The following is a 25,086-nucleotide window of genomic DNA, read 5'->3' as shown; positions in this document are numbered from 1 at the left end:
CTCAGGCCGACGGCGCCTCGGCCTGCTCCTGCTCGACCTCCCAGGCCGCCAGCGCCGCCAGCTGCTCGGAGGTGACGTCCTCCGGTATCGGCCGCGGGGCCGGCGTGCGCAGCGGCGGCTGCCAGCCCAGCTCCGGGTCCCAGCGGCGCACGACCCTGGCCGGGGCGCCCGCCACGACCGCGTGGTCGGGCACCTCGCCGCGGACCACCGCGCCGGCCGCGACCACGACGTTCCGGCCGATCCGCGCGCCCGGCAGGATCACCGCGCCGGTGCCCAGCCAGCAGCCGGGACCGATCGAGACGGGTTCGGAGCGGGGCCACTGGCGGCCGATGGGCTCGTGGGGGTCGTCGTAGCTGTGGTTCGTCGAGGTGATGTAGACGTACGGACCGCAGTAGGTGTCCGAGCCGATGGTGATCGTCGTGTCGGCGATGACGTGGCTGCCCCGGCCGAGGACGACGCCGTCGCCGAGGGTCAGCACCGTCTCCGTGCCGAGGTCGAGCCCCGGCAGCATCCCGGCGGTCAGGGTCACCTGCTCGGCGATGATGCAGCACTCGCCGATCTCGATCCACCGCTCGCCGAAGACCGTGCCCTGCGGGAAGGCGAGCCGGGTGCCCGCGCCGAGCCGCCGGAACCGCAGCCGCCCGGGGTGCTCCGCCGTCACCGCGCCCGCCTGCTGCGCCCAGCGCAGACCGCCCTGGAGGGCGTGGGCGACGAGCCGGCGCCGCCAGGCGGTCAGGGACGAGAACGTGTTTCCGTTTCTGGGCACCCCGACACCGTAGTCGGCGGCGTCCGGGCCGGTCGGCGCCGTCCCCTGTGATGTCCGTCATGGGCCCGGCATAAGGTGCCGTCGGAACACCGGTTGGCGCGACACCACCACGGCCGCACGGGCCGTACGGACCCCAGGAGTGAGACCCATGGCAGAGGCGTTGATCAAGGCCGTCGGCGGCAAGGAGCCGAACGTCGACCCGACCGCCTTCACGGCCCCGACCTCGGTGGTGCTCGGCGAGGTGACGCTCGGGGCGCGCGCCGGAATCTGGTACCACGCGGTGCTGCGCGCCGACTGCGGCCCCATCACCGTCGGCGAGGACTCCAACGTCCAGGACAACTGCACCGTCCACGTCGACCCCGGCTTCCCCGTCTCCATCGGCGACCGCGTCACGATCGGGCACAACGCCACCGTCCACGGCTGCGTCATCGAGGACGACGTCCTGGTCGGCATGGGCGCGACGGTGCTCAACGGCGCCCGGATCGGCGCGGGCTCGCTGATCGCGGCGCAGGCGCTGGTGCCGCAGGGCATGGAGGTCCCGCCCGGCTCGCTCGTCGCCGGCGTCCCCGCGAAGGTCCGCCGGGCGCTGACCGAGGAGGAGCGGGCGGGCATCCGGCTGAACGCCGAGATGTACCTCCACCTGGCCAAGACGCACGCCGAGGCGTTCGAGGACTGACCACGCCCGTCCCCTTCCGCGCGTGACGACGGAGGGCGGCACCCGGAACGCTCCCGGATGCCGCCCTCCGTCACGTACGGACGCGCCGCGCGCTCACTCCGCCGCGACCGGCTCCCGCAGGGCCTCCGGCTCCGGCCGCGGACGCGCCTCGGCGGCCGCCTTCCTGGCGCGGTTCCTGATGACGAGCATCGAGGTGACGCCGACGAGGACGGCGAGCACCAGGCCCAGCCAGGAGAAGCGCTTCAGCCACGCCTCGGCGACGATGCCGACGGAGTAGACGACGGCGGTCGTGCCGCCCGCCCACAGGATGCCGCCGAAGACGTTGGCGACGAGGAACTTCCAGTACGGCATCTTCAGGACGCCCGCCAGCGGGCCGGCGAAGATCCGCAGCAGGGCGATGAAGCGGCCGAAGAAGACCGCCCACATGCCCCACTTCTGGAAGGAGCGCTCGGCGAGCGCGATGTTCGCCTCGCTGAAGTGCTTGGGGAACTTCCCGCCGAGCCAGGCGAGCAGCGGACGGCCGCCCCTCCGGCCGATGGCGTACCCGATGGAGTCGCCGATGATCGCGCCGGCGGTGGCACAGCCGCCCAGCACCCACGGGTCGATGTCGCCGTGCTGCGAGGCGAGCAGGGCCGAGCTGACGAGGACGATCTCGCCGGGGAGCGGGATGCCCAGGCTCTCCAGTCCGATCACCACCCCCACCAGCGCGTAGACGGCGACGGCCGGGATCGTCTCCAGCCACTCCTGGACGTGCAACGCGGGTTCCTCCCGTTGAGCCGGCACGGCCCCGGTCGCGGGCCGCTGCGGTGGCGCGCCCCGCGTCGGGCACGCCGGGGCAGCCTACCCGGTCGGCCCGGACGGGCCCCGGTCACGGCCCGGGGCCCCGGGAGGGGCCGCGGCCGGTCCGCGCACGGCGTCCCCGGGGCGGGCCCGGGGCGCGTCGAGGCCCGGGACCGCTCCCGGCGTCCCCGGGACGCGGCCGCCCCCGCACCCGGGACGAGGGTGCGGGGGCGGGGAGGCGGTCCCTGCCGGCGGCTCACTTGCCGGAGTCGTGGGGCCTCAGCGTCCACAGGACGGTCATCTCACCGGTGACGGCGCCGTCCTCGCGGGTGATGTCGATGCGGACCGGGAACTCCGGGCGCTCCCCGGCGTCGAGTTCGGCGACGACGTCGGCGATCGGGCGGCCGAGGGTGGCGGTCGCGGTGACGACGCCCATCGCGAGCTTCTTGTACGCGATCTCCGCCTGGACGGCGAGCGGCACGGCGCGGCCGAGCTGGTCGCCGAAGGCGGCGAGGACGATGGCGCCGCTGGCGGACTCGGCGAGGGTGAACATCGCGCCGGCGTGCGGGCCGCCCACGTGGTTGTGGTAGGCGGGCTGGTCGGGCAGGCGCACGACGGCGCGCTCGGCGGTGGTCTCCAGGAACTCCAGGTTGAGGGTTCCGGCCATGGGGACCGTGGCGGCGAGCATCTCGCCGACGGACTTCTGGTCTGCGCTCATGGACCGCGATGTTACCCGTGAGTAGATGTCTTGGCCATGCCTTCACGGACCGGAGCGCGCGCGCCCGGGGCGGGGCCGGGCGTGGCCGGTCCGGCGCCGCCCCTCTATCGTTACGGCCCATGTGGCCAGGACAGCAGCCGCCCGGGGGCGAGCAGAACCCGCAGGACCCGAACCAGAACCCGTACCAGCAGCCGGGGTACCAGCAGCCGAACCCGTACCAGCAGCCGACGCAGCCGTCGTTCCCGCAGCAGGGCGGCTACCCGCAGTACCCGCAGCAGGGATACGCGCAGCACAACCCGTACCAGCAGCCGACCGTGCCGCAGTACCAGGTGCCCGGCCCGGTCCCGCCGCAGGGCCCGGGCGGCGGCCGGAAGCGGACCACGCTCGTCGCGATCGTCGCCGCCACGGCCGTGATCGTCGCGGGCGGCGTGACCGCCTTCCTCGTCCTGGGCGAGGACGACGAGAAGGTCGTCGCCGACAAGCCGGCCGCCTCCTCCTCCTCGGCCCCCTCCTCCCCCGCGACGGCCTCGGACGAGCCGTCGGAGGCGCCGACCTCCGAGATCGACAACCCGCGCGGCGCCGGCGAGGAGTTCCAGCCGACGATCCCCGGCTGGAAGGTCGTCCACAACCCGACCTACGGCACCCTCTTCGACGTGCCGCCGGAGTGGGAGGTCGGCAAGCCCACCATGAGCGTCGGCTTCGAGGACGCGAAGAAGGGCGACGGCAGCCCGCTCGTCGTCATGTCCGGGCCCGCCGACTTCAAGAGCAAGTGGTGCGCCTTCGACTCGGACAAGAACGGCAGCCCCGAGTACTCGGGGCTGGCGGGCGCCGGCACCAAGGGCACCCAGGGCGCCAAGGACACCGCCTCCGCCGCGCGCGGCCAGGCCGGCATGTGGGTGTGGGCCGCGTTCGCCCAGCACATGCCGGAGAGCAGCATCAAGATCAGCACGCCCGTCCCGTACACCACGGAGTCCGGTCTCAAGGGGAGCATGGCCACGGCCACCGCCCCCGGCGTGAAGAAGCGCAACAAGTGCGAGACCGACGGCAAGTCGATGGCCTTCGCCTTCCTCAACGCCAAGAACGACCCCGCGGCCTTCGTGCTCTACGCGGCGGACGGCGTGAAGGACGAGCTCCCGGACGCGACGATGCAGAAGATCCTCTCCACGGTCCGCCTCACGAAGAGCCCCTGAGCGTCCGGCAGGGCGTCCCGCCCGGTCCCGGCGCCGGGACCGGCACCGTCCGGCACCGGGTCCGGCGCCCGGGTCGGCGCCCGGCCCGGCCAGGCATCCGGTCATCGGTTTGGCAGTTCGGGGAGGAGGCGGGGATAGTCCCCCAGTGACGATACGCTCCGCCTCCCCCCGCTCCACCCGCCGCCCCGCGTGGGCCGGGCGCAACTACGTGCTGCTCACCGCCGCCACCATCGTGACGAGCCTCGGTGCGAACGGCGCCCTGATCGCCACCACCTGGGCCGTCTTCGAGTCCGGCGGCGACGCGGGCGACGTCGGCGTCGTCGCGATGGCACGCTTCCTGCCGCTCGTCCTCTTCCTGCTCATCGGCGGCGCGGTCGCCGACCGCATCCCCCGGCACCGCGTGATGGTCGCGGCGAACACGCTGAACTTCGCCTCCCAGGCGGTCTTCGCCGTCCTGGTCCTCTCCGGCACCGCCGAGATCTGGCAGATGATGGTGCTCACCGGGCTCTGCGGCGCCGGTCAGGCCTTCTTCAACCCGGCGGCCGAGGGCATGCTGATGTCCAGCGTCTCGGGCGAGCAGGCGAGCCGGGCCTTCGCCTTCTACCGGATGGCGATGCACGGCGCGGGCATCGGGGGCGCCGCGCTCGGCGGCGCGCTCGTCGCCTTCGTCGGCCCCGGCTGGGTCCTCGCCGTCGACGCGGCCGCCTTCGCCGTGGCGGGCGCCCTGCGGGCCTTCCTCGACGTCAGCGGGATCCCGGAGCGCAAGCCCGGCGGCGGACTCCTCGCCGATCTGCGCGAGGGCTGGCAGGAGTTCATCGGCCGTCCGTGGCTGTGGTCGATCGTCGCCCAGTTCTCCGTCGTCGTCGGGCTCATCGGCGCGGTCGAGTCGGTGTACGGGCCGCTGGTCGCCCGGGACGAACTCGGCGGCGCGACCCCCTGGGGCATCGCGCTCGCGGGGTACGGCGTGGGCACGGTCGCCGGCGCCGTCCTGATGACCCGGTGGAAGCCGCGCCGGATGCTCCTCGTCGGCACCCTCGGCGTCTTCCCCATCGCGCTGCCCTCGGCGGCGCTCGCCGTCCCGCTGCCCGCGATCGGGCTGACGGTGGTGATGTTCGCCAGCGGGGTGGCGATGGAGATCTTCGGCGTCTCCTGGATGACGACGATGCACCAGGAGATCCCGGAGGAGAAGCTGTCCCGGGTCTCCGCCTACGACTGGTTCGGCTCCACCGCGCTGCTGCCGCTGACGACCGCCCTCGCGGGGCCGGCCGAGTCGGCCTTCGGCCGGACCGCCTCACTGTGGGGCGCGGCGGCCCTGATGACCCTGGTCACCGGGCTCGTCCTGCTGGTCCCCGACGTGCGCAACCTGACGCGGCGTCCGCCTCAGGAGGCCGCCCCCGTGGCGGGCGGCGGCACGACGCTCGACGCCCTCCCCGCGCAGGCCGGGTCAGCCGATGCCGAAGGCGCCCTCGGGCGGCGCGGGTGAGCCGACGGCCTCCGCGTCCTCGACCGGGGCCGCGTCCCCGGTGAACCGCGCCAGCGCCTCCCCGTGCTCCACGCGCGCGGGGAAGGCGTCCGCGGCCGCCCGGCGGGTGAGCCCGGGCACGTCGAGCGCCTCGTCGGAGGCGACCAGGACCGCGTTCCCGAACCGCCGGCCGCGCAGCACCGCCGGCTCGGCGATCAGGGCCAGTTCGGGGAAGACCGCCGCGAAGGTGGCGAGCTGGCCCCGGAGGAAGGCGAACGGCGCCCCGTCGGCGAGGTTGGCCGCGTAGGTCCCACCCGGGCGCAGCACCCGCCGCACCTCGCGGGCGTACGTGAGCGAGGTCAGGTGCGCGGGGACGCGCGAGCCGCCGAAGACGTCGCCGACGACGAGGTCGGCGGAGGCGGTGGGCGCCGCCTCCAGCCAGGCGCGCGCGTCGGCGGTGTGCACGGTGACGCCGGAGCCCTTCGGCAGCGGCAGGTGCTCGGCGACCAGGGCGACGAGCCCGCCGTCGGCCTCGACGACGTCCTGGCGCGAACCGGGCCGGGTGGCGGAGACGTACCTCGGCAGCGAGAGCGCCCCGCCGCCGAGGTGGAGCACGTCCAGCGGCGCCCCCTCGTCGGCGGCGCCGTCGACGACGTGGCCGAGCCGGCGGGCGTACTCGAACTCCAGGTGGCCGGGGTCGTCGAGGTCGACGTAGGACTGCGGCGCCCCGTCGACGGTGAGGAGCCAGGCCCGCTCCCGGTCCACGTCGGGCATGAGGCGCGCGGTGCCGAGGTCGACCTCGCGGAGGACGGGAATCTGCTCGTTCACCCCTTCATTGTCCTCCCGCGCGGATCATGCCCGCGCCCGCCCTGCACGGCCCCTCCCCCCACCGCGCCCTCCGGTCACCGCATCCGCCGTCACCGTGCCCCGAGGGCGGCGACCGCCTTCGCGTGCGCGGCGGCCTGGGCGCGTCCCGCGCGGGCGGCGGCGCCCCGCTGGGCGGGGTCGAGCGCCCGGGCTCCGATCACGGCCTTGGAGTCCGCGTCGGGGGTGATCACGACGACGCGGCTGCCGGCGGCGGTGAGGTCGGCGGCCTGGCGGGCCGGGGAGTGCACGGCCTTGCTGCCCATGGCGCTGGGCGCGACGACGATCACGCGCTTCCGGCCGGAGGCGAGGTGGGCGTTGGCGGTGGAGTGGATGCCGCCGTCGATCCAGCGCCGTCCGGCGAGGCTCGCGGGCGGCCACGCGCCCGGGATGGCGCAGCTCGCGGTCACCGCGTCGACGAGCCCCACCCCGTCCGGGCCGCCGTCGAACACGCCGAGCGCGCCGCTCTCCGCGTCGACGGCGGTGAGCCGCAGCCGGCCGGCGCCGGGCCAGTCGGTGGCCTCGCCGAGCCGCTTCGCGACGACGGCCCGCCGGGCGGCCTCGCCGGGGCGCGGGACGCCGTCGAGGACGGCGCGGGAGAGGGCGCGGCGCTCCGGCGACCGGATGCCGAGGAAGGGCGCCGCGCCCTTCATGTACGCGACCATCTCCTGCGCCCGGAAGGGGTTCCCGGCGGCGGGGTAGAGCGTGGTGAGCCGGGCCAGGACGACGTCGGCGAGCCCGCTGTCGGGGACGCCGTCCGGGAGCGGCCCGGGGACGGCGTACGGGGGCTGCCCCGGCGTGTCGTCGAGCGGCCGGCCGGGGTCGGACATGGCGCACATTACGGCGATCATACGGAGGTCTCCGTTACTCTCCCCGGATGCTCGCTCCCGCGCCCCGGCCGATGGCCCCGTTCGCCGTCCGCTGCTCCCGGGCCCTGTCCTCGCCCCGGTCGCGCCTCGCGCTGCTCGCCGTGGTCCTGCTGACCGCGGGCACCCTGGTGGTGCTGTTCGAGCCGCAGCGCCTGCTGGCCTCGGGGTGGCCGCGGACGGGCGGCGCGGGCGCGGTCCTGCTGTTCGGTCTGGCGTACGGGCTGTGCACGGCGGCGTTCGTGCCGCGCCCGGTCCTGAACCTGGCGGCGGGGGCGCTCTTCGGTACCGCGTACGGGCTGACGGCGGCGGTGGCGGGGACGGTGCTGGGCGCGGGGATCTCGTTCACGCTGGGCCGGGTCCTCGGCCAGGACGCGCTGCGGCCGCTGCTCAAGGGGCGCTGGCTGCGGGCGGCGGACGGGCAGCTGAGCCGGCACGGCTTCCGCTCGATGCTGGCGATCCGGCTCTTCCCGGGCGTGCCGTTCGCCGCGGCCAACTACGGCGCGGCGGTCTCGCGGATGGGGTACGTGCCGTTCCTGCTCGCGACGGCGATCGGCACGGTGCCGAACACGGCGGCGTACGTGGTGGCCGGTGCCCGGGCGGGCGAGCCCGGTTCGCCGGCGTTCCTGTTCTCGGCCGGGTTCATCGTGGTGTCGGGGCTCGCCGCGGCGGTGGTCGCCTGGCGGAAGCGGCACGCCCTGCGCCGGCCGGCCGTGCCCGCGACGGCCGACGCCACCTGATCACGAACACGTCACCTCGGGGCGGTACGCTGCGCTCGACCTTCTGACCGCACACGTACATACGGGACGGCCCAAGCCCCATGAGTTGGTTCGAATCGTTCATCCTCGGACTCGTCCAGGGGCTGACGGAGTTCCTTCCCATCTCCTCCAGCGCGCACCTCCGGCTCACCGCCGCCTTCGCCGGCTGGGAGGACCCGGGCGCGGCCTTCACGGCGATCACGCAGATCGGCACGGAGACCGCCGTCCTGATCTACTTCCGCAAGGACATCGGCAGGATCCTCTCGGCGTGGTTCCGCTCGCTGAAGGACAAGTCGATGCGTTCCGACCACGACGCCCAGATGGGCTGGCTGGTGATCGTCGGCTCCATCCCGATCGGCGTCCTCGGCGTCACGCTCAAGGACCAGATCGAAGGCCCCTTCCGCGATCTGCGGCTCATCGCCACGACGCTCATCGTGATGGGCGTCGTGCTCGGCATCGCCGACCGGCTCGCCGCCCGCGACGAGATCGGCGGGCGCCACCGGGTGGTCAGGGAGCGCAAGACGCTCAAGGACCTCGGCGTCCGCGACGGCCTGATCTACGGCTTCTGCCAGGCGATGGCGCTCATCCCGGGCGTCTCCCGCTCGGGCGCGACGATCTCCGGCGGTCTGCTGATGGGCTACACCCGCGAGTCCGCCGCCCGGTACTCGTTCCTCCTGGCGATCCCCGCCGTGCTCGCCTCGGGCGTCTTCGAGCTGAAGGACGCGACCGAGGGCGGACACGTCTCCTGGGGGCCGACGGTCTTCGCGACGATCGTCGCCTTCGGCGTCGGCTACGCGGTGATCGCCTGGTTCATGAAGTTCATCACCACGAAGTCGTTCATGCCGTTCGTGTACTACCGCATCGCGCTGGGCGTCCTGCTGTTCGTCCTGGTCGGCACGGACGTCCTCAGCCCGCACGCGGGCGAGTCCGGCCACTGACCTCCGAGGGCGCAGAGCCCCGCCGGGGGCGGGTCCCGCGTCTCGCGGGACCCGCCCCCGGTTCGTTCCTCAGCCCTGGTAGGGGATCCGGGCGAGCTCCCTGACCCCGCCGAGGGTGCCCCACTCGTTCTTCCCGAGCCGGGTCAGCGGGCGCATCCGGGTGACCTCGGGGTGGCCGTCGTCCAGGAACGCCTCGTCGACGGCGACGTGCACGACACGCCCGAAGACCACGGTCGAGTCCCCGATCCGCAGCGTGCTGTGCAGCTCGCACTCCAGGGCCACCGGCGACGCGGCCACCCGGGGCACCTTCACCCGGTGGCCCGGTTCGCGCTCCACCCCGCAGGCGTCGAACTCGCTCGTGCCGCGCGGGAAGTCCGTGGCGGTGGCGTTGATCTGCTCGAGGAGTCCCTCGGGGGCGAGGTTCACCACGAACTCGCCGGTCTCCTCCACGTTGCGCAGCGAGTCCTTCCGGCCGACGGAGGTGAACTGCACGACCGGCGGGTTCACCGAGGCGATGGTGAAGAAGGAGTGCGGGGCGAGGTTGTCCGTTCCGTCGGCGGAACGCGTGGAGACCCAGGCGATCGGCCGGGGGACGACCGTCGCGGTCAGCAGCCGGTAGACGGCGGTGGGATCGGTCCGGGCGGGGTCGACGTCGATGCGCATCCGGCCAGTATGACCGCGGCCGGGGACGGGGGGCGCACGCCTCTTGGCGCCGTGCGCCCGCTGCCCGACACTGAGGCGATGACGCAGCGCGTGGACCTCGCGGACGTGATGGACCGGCTCGCCGTCGACGACCTGGTCACCGGGTACGCGGCGGCCGTGGACGACGCCGACTGGCCCGGCTACCGCGCCCTCTTCACCCCGGACGGGCGCGCCGACTACTCCGGCTCCGGCGGCATCGAGGGGCCCGCCGCCGAGGTCGCCGACTGGCTGGCGGCGACGATGGCCCTCTTCCCGGTGCGCCAGCACCTGATCGTCAACCGGCGGGTGACCCTGCACCGGCCCGGCGGCTACGCCGAGACCGGCGACGCCGCCGAGGTCCGCGCCGACTACGTCAACCCGATGCGGACGGCCTCCGGCGACGACTTCGTCTGCGGCGGCCGGTACGCCTTCGCGGCCCGCCGCACCGCCGACGGCTGGCGGCTGCGCTCGGTCGTCGTGGAGGAGCGCTGGCGCCGGATCCCGTAGCCGGGCGCAGACTGGAGGCGACGGGCGGGAGGCACACGATGCGGAACCCCCTGGGGCGGGCGAGGCCGGTGCGGTCGCTGTGCGCCGTCGTCTGCGGCGCGCTGCCGGCCCTCGCCTTCCCCGCCCCCGGCCTGTGGTGGTGGGCGTACGTCTGCCTGGTGCCCTGGCTGCTCCTCGTCCGTACGGCTCCGGGGGCGCGCCGGGCGGCCCTGGACGGGTGGTGCGGGGGCGTCGGCTTCCTGCTGGCCGTGCACCACTGGCTGCTGCCGAGCGTCCATGTGTTCCTGCTGGTGATGGCGGTGCTGCTCGGGCTGCTCTGGGCGCCGTGGGGCGTGCTGGTGCGGGCGGCGCTCGGCGGGGCGCCGACTCCGGGGCGGGCCGCCGGCGCGCTGTGCGCGGTGCCGTCGGGGTGGCTGCTGATCGAGCTGGTCCGGTCGTGGGAGGGGCTGGGCGGTCCGTGGGGGCTGCTCGGCGCGAGCCAGTGGGAGGCGCCGGCGGCGCTGCGGCTCGCCTCGGTGGGCGGCGTGTGGCTGGTGAGCCTGCTCGTGGTGGCGGTGAACACGGCGGTGGTGCTCCTGGTCGCCGTGCCGGGGCTGCGGTCGGTGGGGGTGGCGGGGCTCGCCGCGTGCGCCCTGGTGGCGGGGACGGCGGCGTGGGGCGTCGGGGTGCCGCGCCCGTCCGGCGCGGTGCGGGTGGCGATGGTGCAGCCGGGGGTGCACGGCGGGCCGGAGGGCGCCGAGCGGCGCCTCGACCGGGCCGTGGAGCTGACGCGGGGTCTCGCCGGGCAGCGGCTCGACCTGGTGGTGTGGGGCGAGAGCGGGGTGGGCCGGGACCCGGCCGGCGATCCGGCGCTGGCCGCCCGGCTGACCGCGCTCGCGCGGACGGTCGACGCGCCGCTCCTGGTGAACGTGGACGCGCGCCGGGCGGACCGCCCCGGCATCCACAAGAGCGCGCTGCTCTTCACGCCGGACGGACCCACCGGTGAGCGGTACGACAAGATGCGGCTCGTGCCGTTCGGCGAGTACGTGCCGGCCCGGGGCCTGCTCGGCTGGGCGACCTCCGTGGGGAAGGCGGCCGAGGAGGACCGGCGACGGGGCACGGCGCCGGTGGTGATGCCGCTGCCCGGCGCGGGGCGGCCCGCGGTCGGACCGCTGGTCTGCTTCGAGTCCGCGTTCCCCGACATGGGTCGGCGGCTGGCCCGGGACGGGGCGGACGTGATCGTCGTCCAGTCCTCGACCAGCACCTTCCAGGGCAGCTGGGCGCCCGCGCAGCACGCCTCGCTCGCGGCGCTGCGGGCGGCGGAGACGGGCCGCCCGGTGGTGCACGCGACGCTGACCGGCGTCAGCGCCGCGTACGGCCCCGACGGCCGGCGCGTGGGACCGCCCGTCGGCACGGACGCGAGCACGGCCGTCGTCCGCGAACTGCCGCTGTCGGGGACGACGACGGCGTACGTCCGGTGGGGCGACTGGCCGCTGTACGGCGCCTGCCTCGTGATCGGCGGGGTGTGCGCGGCGGCGGGCGCCGGTGCGGTCAGGAGGCCTGCTCCAGGGCGTCCCGGACGACGCGCTCGCACAGGGCGTGGGTGAGCAGCGCGTCGCGGGCGCTGAGGACGGTGCCGTCGCGGACGGCGTCGAGGAAGGCGTGGACGGCCTGTTCGATGCCCCGCTGGCGGGCGACCGGGACCCAGTCGCCGCGCCGGCGGACGCTGGGCTGGCCCTTGTGGTCGACAATCTCGGCGAGGTTGAGGACCTGGCGCTTGGTGTCCTGGCCGGAGACCTCCAGGACCTCCTCGGTGGAGCCGTTCATCCGGTTCATCACGCCGATGGCGGTGAAGCCGTCGCCGGAGAGCTGGAGCACCACGTGGTGCATGAGGCCGTCGCGGACGCGGGCCCGGACGTCGACGTGGTCGGCCTCGCCGGGGAGCAGGAAGCGGAGGGTGTCGACGACGTGGATGAAGTCGTCGAGGACGAAGGTGCGCGGGTCCTCGGGGAGCCCGATGCGGTTCTTCTGCATCAGGATCAGCTCGCGCGGGTGGTCGAGGCACTGGGCGTAGCCGGGGGCGAGGCGCCGGTTGAAGCCGACGGCGAGGGAGACGCCGCGCTTCTCGGCCAGTTCGACGATCCGCTCGGATTCGGCGTACTCGTAGGCGAGCGGCTTGTCGACGTAGGTGGGGACGCCGGCGTCGAGGAGGCGGCCGGCGATCTCGGGGTGGGCGGCGGTGGAGGCGTGCACGAAGGCCGCGTCGAGTCCGGCGGCGAGCAGCCCGTCGAGGTCCCGGTGGCGGCGGGCGGCCGGGACGTGGAAGGTGTCGGCGACGCGGTCGAGGGTGGCGGGGGTGCGTGTCTGGAGGTGGAGTTCGGCCCCGGGGAGGGTGGCGAGGACGGGCAGGTACGCCTTCTGCGCGATGTCGCCGAGTCCGATGCAGCCGATCTTCACGGGGTCTCTCCCTCTGGGGTGGTCCGACGGCCCGTGGGACGGGGGCCGTTCGCGCTGGTCAGCTTACGCGGGAGGGCTCCGCGACCGGGGGCCGCCAGTCGGCGACGCCGTCGAAGCCGCGCAGGACGAGACCGGGGCCGAGGCGGCAGACGGTCCGCAGGAGCGTGTCGCGCAGGGCGACGGCCGGGCGGGCGGACACGAGGGTGAGGGCGCCGGTGCGGGCCGCCTTGCGGACCAGGGCGGTGGTGCGCGGCAGCCGGTCGGCGGTGTACGCGGCGAGGGCCGGGCCCGGGTCGAACGCGGCGGGGACGCGGGCGTGGTGGGCGAGGACGACGGCGTCCTCGATGGCCTGGTTCCCGCCCTGCCCGAGGCTGGGCATCATCGCGTGGGCCGCGTCGCCGAGGAGCGCGGTGCGGCCCCGGTGGAAGGCGGGGAGCGGGTCGGCGAGGTGGTGGACGTCGTGGCGCAGCACCTCGTCGGGGTCGGCGGCGGCGAGGATCTCGGGCACGGGGTGGTGCCAGTCACCGAAGAGCCGGCGGAGTTCGGCGAGTTCGCCGTCGGGGGCGTGGGCCCCGGCGGGCGCGGCGGCCATGGCGTAGGCGTAGATCCGGCCGTCCTTGAGGGGCTGGGTGCCCCAGATGCGGCCGGGGCCCCAGGTCTCGTGGGGGGCGAAGGGGCGGGCGGGGGCCGGGGTGACGATCCGCCAGGTGGTGCGGCCGGAGTAGCGCGGTCCGGGGTGGCCGGGGAAGAGCGCCGTGCGGGCGGCGGAGCGGATGCCGTCGGCGGCGACGGCGAGTTCGGCCTCCAGGTCGCCGTCGGGGGTGGTGACGCGGGCGGGGGTCCGGGCGTCGCCGGGGTGGGCGAGGGCGGCGGGCGCGCCGGTGCGGACCGCCCGCGCCGGAAGGGCGGAGGCGAGGATCTCGACGAGGGTGGCGCGGTGGAGGAGGACGAGGGGGCCGCCGAAGCGCTCGGCGGCGGCGCGGGCGTCGGTGCGGACGAGCCAGCGGCCGTCGGGGGAGCGCATGCCGCCGTCGCCCTGCCAGGCGGCGAGGTCGCGGACGCGGTCGCCGAGGCCGAGGGTGTCGAGGGCGCGCAGGGCGTTGGGGGCGAGGGCGATGCCGGCGCCGACGGGGGCGAGGTCGGCGGCGCGTTCGAGGAGGGTGACGTCCCAGCCGCGCCGGTGGAGTCCGACGGCCGCGGTGAGGCCGCCGATGCCCGCTCCCAGGACGACGGCGCGGTGCTGTGTCATGACTGCTCCCTCGGTGCGACGGCTGCGGGGCTCCGTCGACTACAGCTGTAGTAGCCGACGCCACGACCGTACTACAGCCGTAGTCACACGGGAAGGCGGGGAGGCCCGGGGGACGGCCCCATGACCTAGGTTGGTCCCCATGACCGCGCACACCCCGGCCCCCGCCCCGGCTCCGGAACCCGCCCCGACCCGCGCCGACCGGATCGGCGACGCGGCCCTCGACCTGCTGGTGGAGCGCGGGATGCGCGGGCTCACCCACCGCGCGGTGGACGAGCGGGCCGGACTGCCGCAGGGCTCCACCTCCAACCACGCGCGCACCCGCCAGGCCCTCCTGGAGACGGCCGTCCGCCGCCAGGCCGAGCGCGAGGCGCGGGTCCTCGCCCCGGACGAGCTGCCGCCGCCGGGCGCGAGCCCCGAGCTCCTCGCGGACGCCCTCGCGCTCGCCCTGCACCGCTATCTGACCGACCACCGCTCGCTGCTCGTCTCCCGCTACGAGCTGGCCCTGGAGGCGACCCGCCGCCCGGAGCTGCGCGACTTCTTCGACCGCGCCGGCGCCGCCTTCCGCGGCCCGGTGATCGCGATGATGCGCGGTGCCGGCTCGTCCTCCCCGGAGCGGCACGCCCTCTCGCTGATCGCCTGGTGCGAGGGGCTGATGTTCTCCTGTGCCGTCGGCTCCTTCCACGCGGCCCCGCCCGGCCGCGAGGAGCTGCGCACCGGATTCGACGAGTTGTTGCGCGGGATGCTCCCCGGCCCCTCGCGCTGAAAGGCCTGGCGCGCCGCGACGGGCTTCCGCCACGATGTCCGCATGACCACCGATCACATGGCAGCACCCGAGCGCGTCGATCCGTCCACCACCGCGGACGAGCGCCAGGCCCTGGAGCAGTGGCTCGACTACCACCGCGCGACCCTGGCGACGAAGTGCGCCGGCCTCACCGACGAGCAGGTGCGCACCGCCTCCGCCCCGCCCTCCGACCTCAGCCTCCTCGGCCTCGTCCGGCACATGGCCGAGGTCGAGCGCGGCTGGTTCCGCCGGGTCCTCGCCGGCGAGGAGGCCCCCTGGCTGTACGCCACCGAGGAGGACTTCGACCGGGACCTCCACGTCACCCCGGAGGACGGCTACGCGGAGGCGTACGCCACCTGGCAGGACGAGATCGCCCACGCCCGCGAGGTCGCCGCCGGGCGTTCCCTGGACGACCTCGGAGCAGGCGTCCACCGCAGCGGCGAACTGTTCAACCTGCGCTGGATCTACCTCCACATGATCGAGGAGTACGCGCGGCACAACGGTCACGCCGACCTCATCCGCGAACGCATCGACGGCGCCACCGGCGACTGACCCGCCCGGTCAAGGAGGGTGACCGGCCGCTCACCCGTGCGGGGCATTCCCCGCCGGTAGGGGTTCGAAGACCGGCGCCGGACCAGCAGAGTGACGCGGGTGCAAGGAACCCGAACCCCCGCGCGGCTGCTGGCCGGTGCCGCCGTCGCCGTCGCCCTGACCGGGTGCGTCGCCGTCGACGGGCCGCCCCCGGCGCCCGCGCCGTCTCCCGCGCCCGCGACCGACCCCGTACGCCCTCCCCAGGAGGTGGAGCCGCAGATCGTCCTCCAGGGCCCGGCCCGGGAGGCCCTGGAAGCGGCGCTCCCGGCGCCGGCCCGGAGCGCGGCCGCCCCGCCGCGCGGCGAGACCCGCCGCGCCACCGGTCACGCGGCCCCGTCCCGCACCCCGCCCCCCGTGGCCCCTTCCTCCCCCTCCGCCTCCCCCGCCCCCGCCGCCGTCCGGCCGCCCGCCGGGCGCGTGGCACGGGTGTCGCCGCCCGCCACGCCGGAGGTCCGGGAGCTGGAGCGGCTGGCGGAGCGGCTGCGGAAGGCTCCGCCGGTCACCGGGAAGGACGTCTGCGAGCTCGGCGAGCGGTACGGCGCCCTGGACCCCGCGACCGTCCGGGGCGGGCTGTGCCGGGGCGCGTACGAACGCTGAGCCGGGCGGCCACCGAACGACTCAGCCTTCGCGGAGCCGCCGGTCGAGGCCCTCGATGGCAGCCCTGACCCCTCTGCCGTACCGGTCGTCGTCGAGGGCGTCGGAGGCGGCGCGGGCCCGCTCCAGATGGGCCCGCGCGGCGTCCGGTCTGCGCAGCTTGGCGTAGTCGGCGGCGAGGTCGAGGTGCAGCTTGGGGTAGAGGGCGCGCAGGGCGGCCGCCGAGTCGTGCGCGGCGAGCCGTCCGTCCTCCAGGCCCTCGGCGGCGCTGAGGGCGCGCAGGTCCCAGGCGAGCTCGGTGTCGGGGTCGTCCTGGGTGTCGGCCAGGTAGTGGGCGAGGGTGCAGCGGTGGAGCGGGTCCCCGTCGGGGTCGAGCTGCTGCCACAGGGCGCCGAGGCGGTTGCGCGCCTCCTCCCGGTCGCCGCCGTGGAGGAGCATCCTGGCCTGGCCGATCCTGGTCAGGACTCCCTCGTCCGACGTCCGCTGCTGCTCGGTCACCGCGGCCTCCCGGCGCTCACCCTGCGTGGAGATCCGACGCTAACCGGCGACGGCCCCGATCGCGCCGAGGCTCAGCCGAGGTCCGGGATGCGCCAGTCGATCGGCTCGTGGCCCTGGGCGGCGACGGCCGCGTCGATCTGGGTGAACGGCCGGGAGCCGAAGAACTTCTTCGCCGACAGCGGCGAGGGGTGGGCGCCCTTCACCACGACGTGCCGCTCCTCGTCGATGAGCGGCAGCTTCTTCTGGGCGTAGTTGCCCCACAGGACGAAGACGGCCGGGTCCGGGCGGGAGGCGACGGCCGTGATGACGGCGTCGGTGAACTTCTCCCAGCCCTTGTTCTTGTGCGAGTTCGCCTCGCCGGCGCGGACCGTGAGGACCGCGTTGAGCAGCAGGACGCCCTGCTCGGCCCACGGCATCAGATAGCCGTTGTCCGGGATCGGGTGGCCGAGCTCGGCGTGCATCTCCTTGTAGATGTTCCGCAGCGACGGCGGGGTCTTCACGCCGGGGCGGACGGAGAAGCACAGGCCGTGGCCCTGGCCCTCGCCGTGGTACGGGTCCTGACCGAGGATCAGGACCTTCACCTTGTCGTACGGAGTGGCGGACAGCGCCGCGAAGACCTCGTCCTTCGGCGGGTAGACCGGCCCGGCGGCCCGCTCCTGCTCGACGAACTCGACGAGCCGGGCGAAGTACGGCTTGTCCAGCTCCTCGCCGAGGACGCCTCGCCAGGACTCGGGCAGCATGTTGATGTCGGTCACGGTCCACAACCTCCGGTGGTTCGGCAGTTCCGGATACGGAACCTACCGGGGCCCACTGACAACGGGCCCCGGCAGCCCTCCGCGGCGCCGGCTACCAGCTGGCGCGGCGGTGCAGCTCCCACAGCTGCATGACCGTCTGCGGGTCGAGCGCGCGCTCGCCGCCGCCGATGTCCTCGCGGGCGGCGATGTACAGCTTGCCCTGCCACAGCGGCAGCAGCCGGACGTCCTCGACCATGATCTCCTGCGCCTCCTCGAACTCGTCGGTGACGGCCCCCCGGTCGCTCTCGCGGCGGGACTTGGGCAGCAGCTCGTCGGTGATGCGCGGGCTCAGGTAGGGGGTGCCGAGCACGTTCTTCTTGCCCAGGAAGGGGGCGATGAAGTTGTCCGGGTCCGGGAAGTCGGGGAACCAGCCGCGTCCGAAGACGGCGTACTCGCCCTGCTGGTAGGCAGCCTGGTACTCGGTCCACGGCTTGCCCTGGATGGTCACCTTGAAGAGGCCGGACTCCTCCAGCTGGCGCTTCAGCTCGGCGAACTCGGCGGCCGTGGCGGAGCCGTACCGGTCGGTCGTGTACCAGAAGTTCAGTTCGACCTTCTTGGTGATCCCGGCCTTCTCCAGGATCTTCGCGGCCTTCTTCTTGTCCGGGTGGCCGTAGGTGTCGAAGTACTTGGTGGTGTGGGCGGCGATGCCCTTGGGCACCATCGAGTACAGCGGCTCGGCGGTCCCGCGGTAGACCTTGCTGACCAGCTGGTCGCGGTCGACGAGCTGGGCGATGGCGCGGCGGACGGCCGGGTTCGCCACCGACTCGTCCTGGGTGTTGAAGACCAGGTAGCGGATGTCGGCGCCGGTGGACTCGACGAGCTGGAGACCCTTGTTCTCCTCGCTGTCCGACTCCAGGGAGGTCACCTCCTCCGCGGTCAGACCGCGGTAGGTGGCGTCGATCTCCTCGTCGCGCAGGGCCTTGACCATCGCCTCCGACTCGTCGAAGTACTTGATGGTCACGCCGCCGTTCTTGGGGTCGGCGAAGCCCTTGTAGTTCGGGTTGCGGGTCAGCTCGGCCTGCTTGCCCACCTCGTAGGCGTTGAGGACGTACGGGCCGGAGCCGGCGATCTTGCCGTCCTTCGGGCGCAGCTTGTCGGCCGGGTACTCGGCCGGGTCCACGATCGACATCGCGGGGGTGGCGAGGACGAAGGGGAAGGTCGCGTCGGCCTTGTTCAGCTTGAAGACGACGGTGCGCTCGCCGACCGTCTCGACGGAGGAGAGCGAGCCGAGCATGCCGTTGGGGCCGCCCTCGGCGTCGATGGTGCGGATGCGCTCGATGGAGTGGCGCACGGCCTCGGCGTCGAGCTTGTGGCCGTTGGAGAACTTGAGACCCTCGAAGAGCGTGCACTCGAAGACCCGGCTGGACGCGTCGGTGAATTTGCATTCGGCCGCGTCGGGCTTCGGTACATTGGATCCCGTGGGGAAGCTCACCAGGGTCTGGTAGACGTTCCGGAAGATCTCCCAGGAATTGTCCCAGGAAGCCGCGGGATCGAGCGTCGTGGGGGAACTCGTCGTCCCGATGGTGATCCTCTGCTCCCCGGCGGACTCGGTATCCGAGAAAACACCGCATCCGGATACCAGGGATATGGACGCAAGGGCTGCAGCGGCCTGCAGACTCGTCCGGTTGAACACGTGCACGCTCCTCGTTCAGCCTGGGGTCGGCCGACGATACCGCAGTACCCCGCCAGGTCAATGGGCGAGCCCGGCGGGGCACTTGAGACGATCGAGACGCAACCGGGGCCAATCCGGACAGGAAATTCCGGAAAGTGTCCGATAATCGGTCACCCGACTCCGGCGTTCAGGAAAATGCCGCCGTCGACGACCAGGGTCTGGCCCGTGATCCATCCGGACTGGTCCGAGGTCAGGAAGGCGGTGGCGCCGCCGATGTCCTCGGGCACGCCGAGCCTGCCCATGGGGTACGCGGCGGCGGCCTCGGCCTCACGGCCCTCGTACAGCGCCTGCGCGAATTTCGTCTTCACCACGGCCGGGGCGATGGCGTTCACCCGGACCACCGGCGCGAATTCGTGCGCCAGCTGCTGGGTCAGGTTGATCATCGCGGCCTTGCTGACGCCATAGGCTCCGATGAAGGGCGAGGCGGAGATTCCGGCGACGGAGGCGATGTTCACGATCGTGCCGCCGTTCTCCTTCTGCCACGCGTGCCAGGTCCGCTGCGCGAATCCGAGCGCCGAGACCACGTTCGTCTCGAAGACCTTCCGGGCCACGTCCAGGTCCAGATCGGCGAGGGGGCCGAAGACCGGGTTCGTGCCGGCGTTGTTCACCAGGTGGTCGATCCGGCCGAAGGCGTCCATCGCGGCCTCGACGGCGGCGGCCTGGTGGGCGGTGTCGTGGGCCTTGCCCGCGACACCGACGGCGCGGTCGGTGCCGAGGCGCTCCACGGCCTCCTTGAGGGCCTCCTCGCCGCGTCCGGTGATGACGACCCGGTCGCCCCGGGCGACGAGCGCCTGGGCGATGCCGAAGCCGATGCCCCGGCTGGCGCCGGTGACGAGCGCGACCTTGCCGGAGAGCTCCGGCGGCTCCTGTGCGGTCATCCCGCTCTCCTTCTCTCTCGTCGCCGTGGTCAGTTGAGCGGGCCGCCGGCCACGTACATGACCTGGCCGGAGACGAAGCCGGCGTCGTCGCCCGCGAAGAAGGCGATGGCGTTGGCGACGTCCTCGGGGCGGCCGACGCGCTGGACCGGGATCATGGAGGCGGCGGCGGCCTGGAAGTCCTCGAAGCCCATGCCGACGCGCTCGGCGGTCTGGGCGGTCATCTCGGTGACGATGAAGCCGGGGGCGACCGCGTTGGCGGTGATGCCGAACTTGCCGAGCTCCTTGGCGAGGGTCTTGGTGAAGCCCTGGAGGCCGGCCTTGACCGCCGCGTAGTTGGCCTGGCCGCGGTTGCCGAGCGCCGAGGAGGAGGAGAGCGAGACGATCCGGCCGAAGCCCGCGTCCACCATGTGCTTCTGACAGGCCTTCGCCATCAGGAAGGCACCCTTGAGGTGCACGTTCATGACCAGGTCCCAGTCGGCCTCGGACATTTTGAACAGCAGGTTGTCGCGGAGCACGCCGGCGTTGTTGACGAGGATCGTGGGCGCGCCGAGCTCGGCGGCGACACGGGCGACCGCGGCCTCCACCTGGGCGCCGTCGGAGACGTCGCAGCCGACCGCGAGGGCGCGGCCGCCGGCGGCGGTGATCTTCTCGACGGTGTCCTTGCAGGCCGCCTCGTCCAGGTCGAGGACGGCGACGGCGCGGCCCTCGGCCGCGAGGCGGATCGCGGTGGCGGCGCCGATGCCCCGTGCGGCACCGGTGACGACGGCTACGCGCTGCTCGGTGGTGGACATGGTTGCTTCTCCTCGCCCTCAGGGGGTCCCGGGCTCTCCCCCGGGACATGAGCGACCGCTTAGTACGACCGCTGGACGAGACGCTAGAAGCCCTGGCACCCGGTGTCAACGGCCCACCGGGTGCACCCCGTCACTCCGCCGTCACCCGGCGGGAACGGTCAGACAGGCCCTAACGGACGAGGACGTCGAGCAGGCGTTCCACCTCGGCCTCGGGGTCCCCGGTGAGGCCGGTGTGCACCGGGCCCGGCTGCACCACCGTGGAGCGCGGCGCGATCAGCCACCGGAAGCGCCGCCCGGCGTCGTCCCCCGAAGCCTGGCCCGCCGCGTCGCCGCCGAGGCAGACTCCCTCGACGGCCCGCAGGGCGGCGCGGACGCCGGTGACGTCCGCCGCCGGGTCGAGCGCGGCCAGCTTGGCCTCGTCCAGGTGGGTGCGGGCGGCGACGAAGGACCGGGCGCGGCAGTAGACGACCACGCCCGCGTTGAAGCACTCGCCGCGCTCGACGCGCGGCACCACGCGCAGCAGCGCGTACTCGAAGACATCGCGGTCGGTCACGGGGTGGTGTCCTTCTGGGCGGGGCGGGGGGCGAGGCGCTCGGCGAGCCAGCCGGGCGGCTGCTGCGGGCGGCGGTCGGTGCGCGGGCCGAGGGTGATCCGCTCGTGGATGGTCGCGGCGCGCGGCAGCAGCGCCTCGACGTACGCGGCGCGCAGGGCGTCGGTGGAGTCGAAGCCGGGCTCGTCGACCAGCCACTCGTCGGGCACGTCGGCGGCCACCTCGTCGAGCAGCTCCCGGGTGACGAGCGGCGCGAGCTCGGCGGCGGCCGCGGCCACGTCCGGGCCGAAGGGGGCGAGGGCGTGGTCGGAGGCGTCGTACGGCTTGGCGGCCGAGGCGGCGGCGCCCGGCCAGTTGTGGTGCCAGATCATGGTGGCGCCGTGGTCAATGAGCCAGAGCTCGCCGTGCCAGACGAGCATGTTCGGATTGCGCCAGGACCGGTCGACGTTGTTGATCACCGCGTCGAACCAGACGACCTTCCCGGCCTCCGCCGGATCGACCTCGTACGCCAGCGGGTCGAAGCCCAGCGAGCCGGGCAGGAAGTCCATCCCGAGGTTGAGCCCGCCGCTCGCCTTGAGCAGCTCCTGCACCTCCTGGTCGGGCTCGGAGAGCCCGATGACCGGGTCGAGCTGGAGGGTGACCAGCTCGGGCACCCGCAGCCCGAGCCGCCGGGCGAGCTGCCCGCAGATCACCTCCGCGACGAGGGTCTTGCGCCCCTGTCCGGCGCCGGTGAACTTCATGACGTACGTGCCGAGGTCGTCGGCCTCGACGATCCCGGGGAGCGAGCCGCCTTCACGCAGGGGCGTGACATAGCGGGTCGCTACGACCTCTTCCAACACTTCTCCAGGCCACCCATCTCTTCAGCCTTGCAATCCGCGGCCGACTTCTCCGGAGCGTGGGGGCGGGAGTCACCGGTCGACGGCGCTGGGAGAGTCCGGGGGTCCGGCCGGCGAGCCGGTCTCCCCGCTCCCCCGGAAGGCCGCCGGTGAAGACCGCCGATGGTGCCGTGCCCCTTGCTGCCGGTTTCCGGCATGAAGGGAGCATAGTAACCGAGGGTGATCTTCGGCGAGGAGCGGCCGGCGCGGTGCGCCCGCGCTCCGGTGCCGGCCCGGCCCGTTCGCCGCTCGCGGCCGCCCGCGCGTGCGCCCCGGTCGGGAAAGGGGGGCCTTTCCCGACCGGGGCGCGGGGCGGCGGCGCGGCGCGCCGCCTGTTCTCCTACCTGGTCCTGACGCGCAGGAAGGTGACCGAGTGGGCGGGGAAGGTGTGGGTGAAGGTCCGGCCGATGCCTTCCAGCGTCGTCGTCCGCGGCCGGATCGGCTGGGCGTCGGCGCTGTTCACCGCGTCCGGCGCGCCTTCGAGGACGGTCAGCCGGGCCGTCGGGGCGACCCGGGAGGTACCGAGGTCGATGCTCGTGCGGGCCGCGGCGGCCTGGGCGTTGACGACCTTGACGACGAGGTCGCCCTTGTCCCGGGTCACCACCTGGCGGAAGGGCTCGGCGGCCTTGTCGTCGGTGAAGGAGCCCCACTTCCGCCCGTCGAGGTAGAGGGTGACCTGGCGGCCCCGCACCTGGACGCGGATGTCGTAGGTACGGCCCGTCTCGATGGTGGTGGGGTGCTCCAGCAGGGTCTGCTTGCCCCCGTCGACGGCCTTCTCGACGGCGGAGCGGGTGTTGGCCCAGCCGCCGAGATTCCACCAGTAGTGGTTTCCGGTGTCGCGCACGCCGAAGGCGACCAGGAACCCTTCCTTGCCGGACTTCTTGGTGGCCTTGACCTTCAGGTCGTAGTCCTGCCAGCCCGGGTCGCCCGCGGTGACCAGGGTGTCCTCGGCGGCCTCGTCGGTCTGGACGTACGCCCCGTCCCGGACGGCCCAGGTGCCGCGCCCGGCCGCCGGCGTCCATCGGGAGTCCCCGGCGGAGAAGTCGTCCTTCAGCAGGGTGGCGCCGTTCGCCGCGGTGACCTCGACGTCGTCGTAGGCGGCGCTGGTGGCCCAGGTCGACAGGCCGACCGCGCCGGTGATCGGGCCGGAGACGGACGGGGTGGCGGAGGCGCGGCTCGGCACGACCCGGTCGCCGGTGTTGTTCATGAACAGCTTCTGGACCTCGTAGCTGGTGGAGCCCCAGGAGCGGTCGTTGTCGAACCAGATCATGTCCGGCCGCCACTGGTTCTTGTCCACGTCGGCGAGCAGCGGCGCGTACGAGGCGAGCTTGACGACGTCGGCGTTGCGCTCCAGTCCGGTCATGAACGCCGCCTCGGACAGGGCGTTGGCGAAGAGGTTGTCGCGGGAGGCGTACTCGCCGAGGAAGACCTTGGGGCCGTTGCGGTCGTAGGAGTCGTAGCGGTCGTTGTTCTCCAGGAACCACTGCGGGGAGTTGTAGTAGTGCTCGTCGACCATGTCGACGCCGGCCCGGCGGTTGAGGTCCCACAGCCGGTCGAAGGTGGCGCCCTCGGAGGCGGGGCCGGAGTTGGAGACGATCGTGATCTCGGGGTGCTCGGCCTCGATGGCCTGGCGGAACTCGGTGAAGCGGACGAAGAAGGCGTCGGGCAGGTTCTCCTCGTTGCCGACGCCCAGGTGGGTCAGGCCGAAGGGCTTCGGGTGGCCCATCTCGGCGCGCTTGCGGCCCCAGGTGGAGGTGACGGGGCCGTTGGCGAACTCGATCAGGTCCAGGGTGTCCTGGACGTGCCGCTTCAGCAGGGCCGGGTCGTCGGTGGCCTGGTTCTGTCCGCAGCCGGTGACCAGGGCGGGCACCACGGGCAGCGGCATCGCGCCGATGTCCTCGGCGAACTGGAAGTACTCGTAGTAGCCGAGGCCGTAGCTCTGGTGGTAGCCCCAGAAGTTGGCGTTGACGGCCCGCTGCTCGACCGGGCCGATCGTGTCCTTCCACTGGTAGGAGCGGCGGCGTTCCCAGTCCGGGGCCTCGTAGGCGTGGTGGCTGCCGGTGTTGACCAGGCACCCGCCGGGGAAGCGCAGGAAGCCGGGGTTCAGCGCGGCGATCTTCTCGGCGAGGTCCTTGCGCAGCCCGTTCGCGCGGCCCTTGTAGGTGTCGCGGGGGAAGAGCGAGACCATGTCGAGGCGGAGGGTCCCGGAGCCGGCGGCCGTCACCGCGAGCCGTCCCGCGGTGGTGGTCACCTTGGGGACGAGCGTGCCGGTGTACTTGGTCCACCGGTCGCCGCGCACGGTGACGCCGAGCGGCGCGGTCAGGACGGTGCCGTCGGCGGTGCGCAGGTCGGCCGTGAGACGGGTGCCGGCCGGGGCGTCCGTGCGCGCCCAGACGGAGAAGTCGTACCGCCTGCCCTCCTTGAGGGCGATGCCCGCGCCGTAGCCGCTGTTGACGACGCCGAAGCGGCCGGTGGTGCCGCCCGTGCCGGCGAGGTCGACGCGCAGGTGGTTGCGGTTGCGCTCGTTCAGCCGCTCGGCGTCGTCGACGACCTCGAGGGTGCCGGTGGCGCCGCCGGACGCGGTCTGCTGCCAGGAGGTCAGCGGGGTGTAGGACCGGTTGTCGGCGGGGCCGAACTCGAAGGAGCGGTTCTGCACGAGCTCGGCGTAGAGGCCGCCGTCGGCCGCGTTGTTGATGTCTTCGAAGAAGACGCCGTACAGGGTGGGGTCGATCGCCGGCCCCGTGCCGGCGGCGTCGACGGAGAGGGTGTAGTCGGTCACGGCGGGGTCCGCCGCCGCCGGGGTCTGGGTGAGGAGGCCGGCTGCCAGTGAGGTGGCCAGCAGGCCGCCGGTGAGGACACCGGCCTTTCCGGTGGTGCGGTTGCGTGGGCGCAAGGCGGCTCTCCTTGAGACGGGAGGTGCGGGGGCGTCGTGCTCTCTGTGCGCGGTGCGGTAAGGGCGGGACCCGGGGCGCTCGTCGGTGCTCGGGCTCCCGCGGCCCGGGGGCGGGTGTGCGCCGCCGCCGGGCCGTCGCGGCGCGGCACGCCGGTAGGGGGGCGCGCCGCGGCCGCGCCGTCGTGGTCACGCGGTGGCCGACGGGCCGTGGCGGGCGTCGGGCCGTGCTCGCGTGCGAAGGAGCGGTCCGAAAGGTGCGGGGCGGGGAGATGGGGGTG

26 protein-coding genes are annotated in these 25,086 nt (G+C 73.9%); 10 read left to right on the top strand and 16 right to left on the bottom strand.

Features of this window, described 5'->3' with window-relative positions:
- Position 1: 1 nt before the first annotated feature.
- The gene (locus IE245_RS13850; RefSeq protein ID WP_189947135.1) at positions 2–766 is read right to left on the bottom strand and encodes an acyltransferase; all 765 of its coding nucleotides are present in this window, start codon (positions 764–766) and stop codon (positions 2–4) included.
- A gap of 148 nt (positions 767–914) precedes the next feature.
- On the opposite strand from IE245_RS13850, the gene IE245_RS13845 reads away from it, so the two are divergent.
- Positions 915–1,442 carry a gamma carbonic anhydrase family protein gene (locus IE245_RS13845; protein ID WP_189947134.1) on the top strand — a complete coding sequence of 176 codons (528 nt, stop codon included), beginning with the start codon at positions 915–917 and terminating at the stop codon, positions 1,440–1,442.
- A gap of 93 nt (positions 1,443–1,535) precedes the next feature.
- Here the strand turns inward: IE245_RS13845 and IE245_RS13840 are convergent, their stop codons facing one another.
- Both IE245_RS13840 and IE245_RS13835 read right to left on the bottom strand, forming a co-directional pair.
- Positions 1,536–2,198: a DedA family protein gene (locus IE245_RS13840; RefSeq protein WP_189947133.1), complete on the bottom strand. Its 663-nt coding sequence runs from the start codon at positions 2,196–2,198 to the stop codon at positions 1,536–1,538.
- 280 nt (positions 2,199–2,478) lie between these two features.
- Positions 2,479–2,940 (bottom strand): DUF4442 domain-containing protein, encoded by a 462-nt coding sequence (locus tag IE245_RS13835; protein ID WP_189947132.1) that lies wholly within the window; start codon positions 2,938–2,940, stop codon positions 2,479–2,481.
- A gap of 119 nt (positions 2,941–3,059) precedes the next feature.
- Between IE245_RS13835 and IE245_RS13830 the strand changes: the two genes are divergently transcribed.
- Together IE245_RS13830 and IE245_RS13825 are read left to right on the top strand one after the other, a co-directional pair.
- Positions 3,060–4,130 carry a DUF8017 domain-containing protein gene (locus tag IE245_RS13830; protein WP_189947131.1) on the top strand — a complete coding sequence of 357 codons (1,071 nt, stop codon included), beginning with the start codon at positions 3,060–3,062 and terminating at the stop codon, positions 4,128–4,130.
- Positions 4,131–4,275: 145 nt separating this feature from the next.
- Complete coding sequence (locus IE245_RS13825) at positions 4,276–5,613, top strand: MFS transporter (RefSeq protein WP_189947130.1); 1,338 nt, start codon at positions 4,276–4,278, stop codon at positions 5,611–5,613.
- On the opposite strand, the gene IE245_RS13820 is transcribed toward IE245_RS13825, so the two are convergent.
- Together IE245_RS13820 and IE245_RS13815 are read right to left on the bottom strand one after the other, a co-directional pair.
- Positions 5,575–6,420 (bottom strand): spermidine synthase, encoded by an 846-nt coding sequence (locus tag IE245_RS13820; RefSeq protein ID WP_189947129.1) that lies wholly within the window; start codon positions 6,418–6,420, stop codon positions 5,575–5,577. The two genes, IE245_RS13825 and IE245_RS13820, sit on opposite strands and share 39 nt — an antisense overlap.
- A gap of 89 nt (positions 6,421–6,509) precedes the next feature.
- On the bottom strand, positions 6,510–7,307 hold the full coding sequence (locus tag IE245_RS13815; RefSeq protein ID WP_229851263.1) for a patatin-like phospholipase family protein: 798 nt from the start codon (positions 7,305–7,307) through the stop codon (positions 6,510–6,512).
- A gap of 26 nt (positions 7,308–7,333) precedes the next feature.
- Between IE245_RS13815 and IE245_RS13810 the strand changes: the two genes are divergently transcribed.
- On the top strand, positions 7,334–8,062 hold the full coding sequence (locus tag IE245_RS13810) for a TVP38/TMEM64 family protein (RefSeq protein WP_189947128.1): 729 nt from the start codon (positions 7,334–7,336) through the stop codon (positions 8,060–8,062).
- Between the two features lie 80 nt (positions 8,063–8,142).
- On the top strand, positions 8,143–9,018 hold the full coding sequence (locus IE245_RS13805; protein WP_189947127.1) for an undecaprenyl-diphosphate phosphatase: 876 nt from the start codon (positions 8,143–8,145) through the stop codon (positions 9,016–9,018).
- 69 nt (positions 9,019–9,087) lie between these two features.
- Here the strand turns inward: IE245_RS13805 and IE245_RS13800 are convergent, their stop codons facing one another.
- Entirely contained in the window at positions 9,088–9,681 is a 594-nt protein-coding gene (locus IE245_RS13800; RefSeq protein WP_189947126.1) for a flavin reductase family protein, read from the bottom strand.
- Between the two features lie 78 nt (positions 9,682–9,759).
- Between IE245_RS13800 and IE245_RS13795 the strand changes: the two genes are divergently transcribed.
- On the top strand, positions 9,760–10,206 hold the full coding sequence (locus IE245_RS13795; protein ID WP_189947125.1) for a nuclear transport factor 2 family protein: 447 nt from the start codon (positions 9,760–9,762) through the stop codon (positions 10,204–10,206).
- Between the two features lie 38 nt (positions 10,207–10,244).
- On the top strand, positions 10,245–11,792 hold the full coding sequence (gene lnt / locus IE245_RS13790) for an apolipoprotein N-acyltransferase (protein ID WP_189947124.1): 1,548 nt from the start codon (positions 10,245–10,247) through the stop codon (positions 11,790–11,792).
- Here lnt and IE245_RS13785 read toward each other — a convergent pair.
- Both IE245_RS13785 and IE245_RS13780 read right to left on the bottom strand, forming a co-directional pair.
- Complete coding sequence (locus tag IE245_RS13785; RefSeq protein ID WP_189947123.1) at positions 11,737–12,642, bottom strand: Gfo/Idh/MocA family protein; 906 nt, start codon at positions 12,640–12,642, stop codon at positions 11,737–11,739. The two genes, lnt and IE245_RS13785, sit on opposite strands and share 56 nt — an antisense overlap.
- Before the next feature lie 58 nt (positions 12,643–12,700).
- Positions 12,701–13,891 carry an FAD-dependent monooxygenase gene (locus tag IE245_RS13780; protein ID WP_189947122.1) on the bottom strand — a complete coding sequence of 397 codons (1,191 nt, stop codon included), beginning with the start codon at positions 13,889–13,891 and terminating at the stop codon, positions 12,701–12,703.
- A 139-nt stretch (positions 13,892–14,030) separates the two neighbouring features.
- Between IE245_RS13780 and IE245_RS13775 the strand changes: the two genes are divergently transcribed.
- From IE245_RS13775 to IE245_RS13765, 3 genes are all read left to right on the top strand, one after another.
- On the top strand, positions 14,031–14,654 hold the full coding sequence (locus IE245_RS13775; RefSeq protein WP_189947121.1) for a TetR/AcrR family transcriptional regulator: 624 nt from the start codon (positions 14,031–14,033) through the stop codon (positions 14,652–14,654).
- Positions 14,655–14,711: 57 nt separating this feature from the next.
- Positions 14,712–15,224: a DinB family protein gene (locus IE245_RS13770; protein WP_189947480.1), complete on the top strand. Its 513-nt coding sequence runs from the start codon at positions 14,712–14,714 to the stop codon at positions 15,222–15,224.
- Between the two features lie 99 nt (positions 15,225–15,323).
- Positions 15,324–15,860 carry a hypothetical protein gene (locus tag IE245_RS13765; RefSeq protein ID WP_229851262.1) on the top strand — a complete coding sequence of 179 codons (537 nt, stop codon included), beginning with the start codon at positions 15,324–15,326 and terminating at the stop codon, positions 15,858–15,860.
- Between the two features lie 21 nt (positions 15,861–15,881).
- Here IE245_RS13765 and IE245_RS13760 read toward each other — a convergent pair whose 3' ends face one another.
- The 8 genes from IE245_RS13760 to IE245_RS13725 all read right to left on the bottom strand — a co-directional run bounded on the left by IE245_RS13760 (position 15,882) and on the right by IE245_RS13725 (position 24,808).
- Positions 15,882–16,355 carry a hypothetical protein gene (locus IE245_RS13760; RefSeq protein WP_189947120.1) on the bottom strand — a complete coding sequence of 158 codons (474 nt, stop codon included), beginning with the start codon at positions 16,353–16,355 and terminating at the stop codon, positions 15,882–15,884.
- Positions 16,356–16,426: 71 nt separating this feature from the next.
- Positions 16,427–17,110 carry a uracil-DNA glycosylase gene (gene ung, locus IE245_RS13755; RefSeq protein WP_189947119.1) on the bottom strand — a complete coding sequence of 228 codons (684 nt, stop codon included), beginning with the start codon at positions 17,108–17,110 and terminating at the stop codon, positions 16,427–16,429.
- Between the two features lie 91 nt (positions 17,111–17,201).
- A complete protein-coding gene (locus tag IE245_RS13750; protein ID WP_189947118.1) occupies positions 17,202–18,782 on the bottom strand; it encodes an ABC transporter substrate-binding protein in 1,581 nt (526 codons plus the stop codon).
- A 149-nt stretch (positions 18,783–18,931) separates the two neighbouring features.
- Entirely contained in the window at positions 18,932–19,699 is a 768-nt protein-coding gene (locus IE245_RS13745; protein ID WP_189947117.1) for an SDR family oxidoreductase, read from the bottom strand.
- Positions 19,700–19,728: 29 nt separating this feature from the next.
- Positions 19,729–20,490, bottom strand: a complete 762-nt coding sequence (fabG, locus tag IE245_RS13740; protein ID WP_189947116.1) for a 3-oxoacyl-ACP reductase FabG — start codon at positions 20,488–20,490, stop codon at positions 19,729–19,731.
- Positions 20,491–20,659: 169 nt separating this feature from the next.
- Positions 20,660–21,043: a DUF3037 domain-containing protein gene (locus IE245_RS13735; RefSeq protein ID WP_189947115.1), complete on the bottom strand. Its 384-nt coding sequence runs from the start codon at positions 21,041–21,043 to the stop codon at positions 20,660–20,662.
- Positions 21,040–21,879, bottom strand: a complete 840-nt coding sequence (locus IE245_RS13730; protein WP_373305323.1) for a HipA family kinase — start codon at positions 21,877–21,879, stop codon at positions 21,040–21,042. Before IE245_RS13730 ends, IE245_RS13735 begins: the two co-directional genes overlap by 4 nt.
- A 376-nt stretch (positions 21,880–22,255) precedes the next feature.
- The gene (locus tag IE245_RS13725) at positions 22,256–24,808 is read right to left on the bottom strand and encodes an alpha-L-arabinofuranosidase family protein (RefSeq protein ID WP_189947113.1); all 2,553 of its coding nucleotides are present in this window, start codon (positions 24,806–24,808) and stop codon (positions 22,256–22,258) included.
- Positions 24,809–25,086 lie beyond the last annotated feature (278 nt).

Origin of the sequence: Streptomyces roseolus (assembly GCF_014649855.1) — a bacterium.
GTDB lineage: Bacteria > Actinomycetota > Actinomycetes > Streptomycetales > Streptomycetaceae > Streptomyces > Streptomyces roseolus.
The sequence above is the reverse complement of the archived record's forward strand: the minus strand, read 5'-3'. Positions and strand labels throughout refer to the sequence as shown.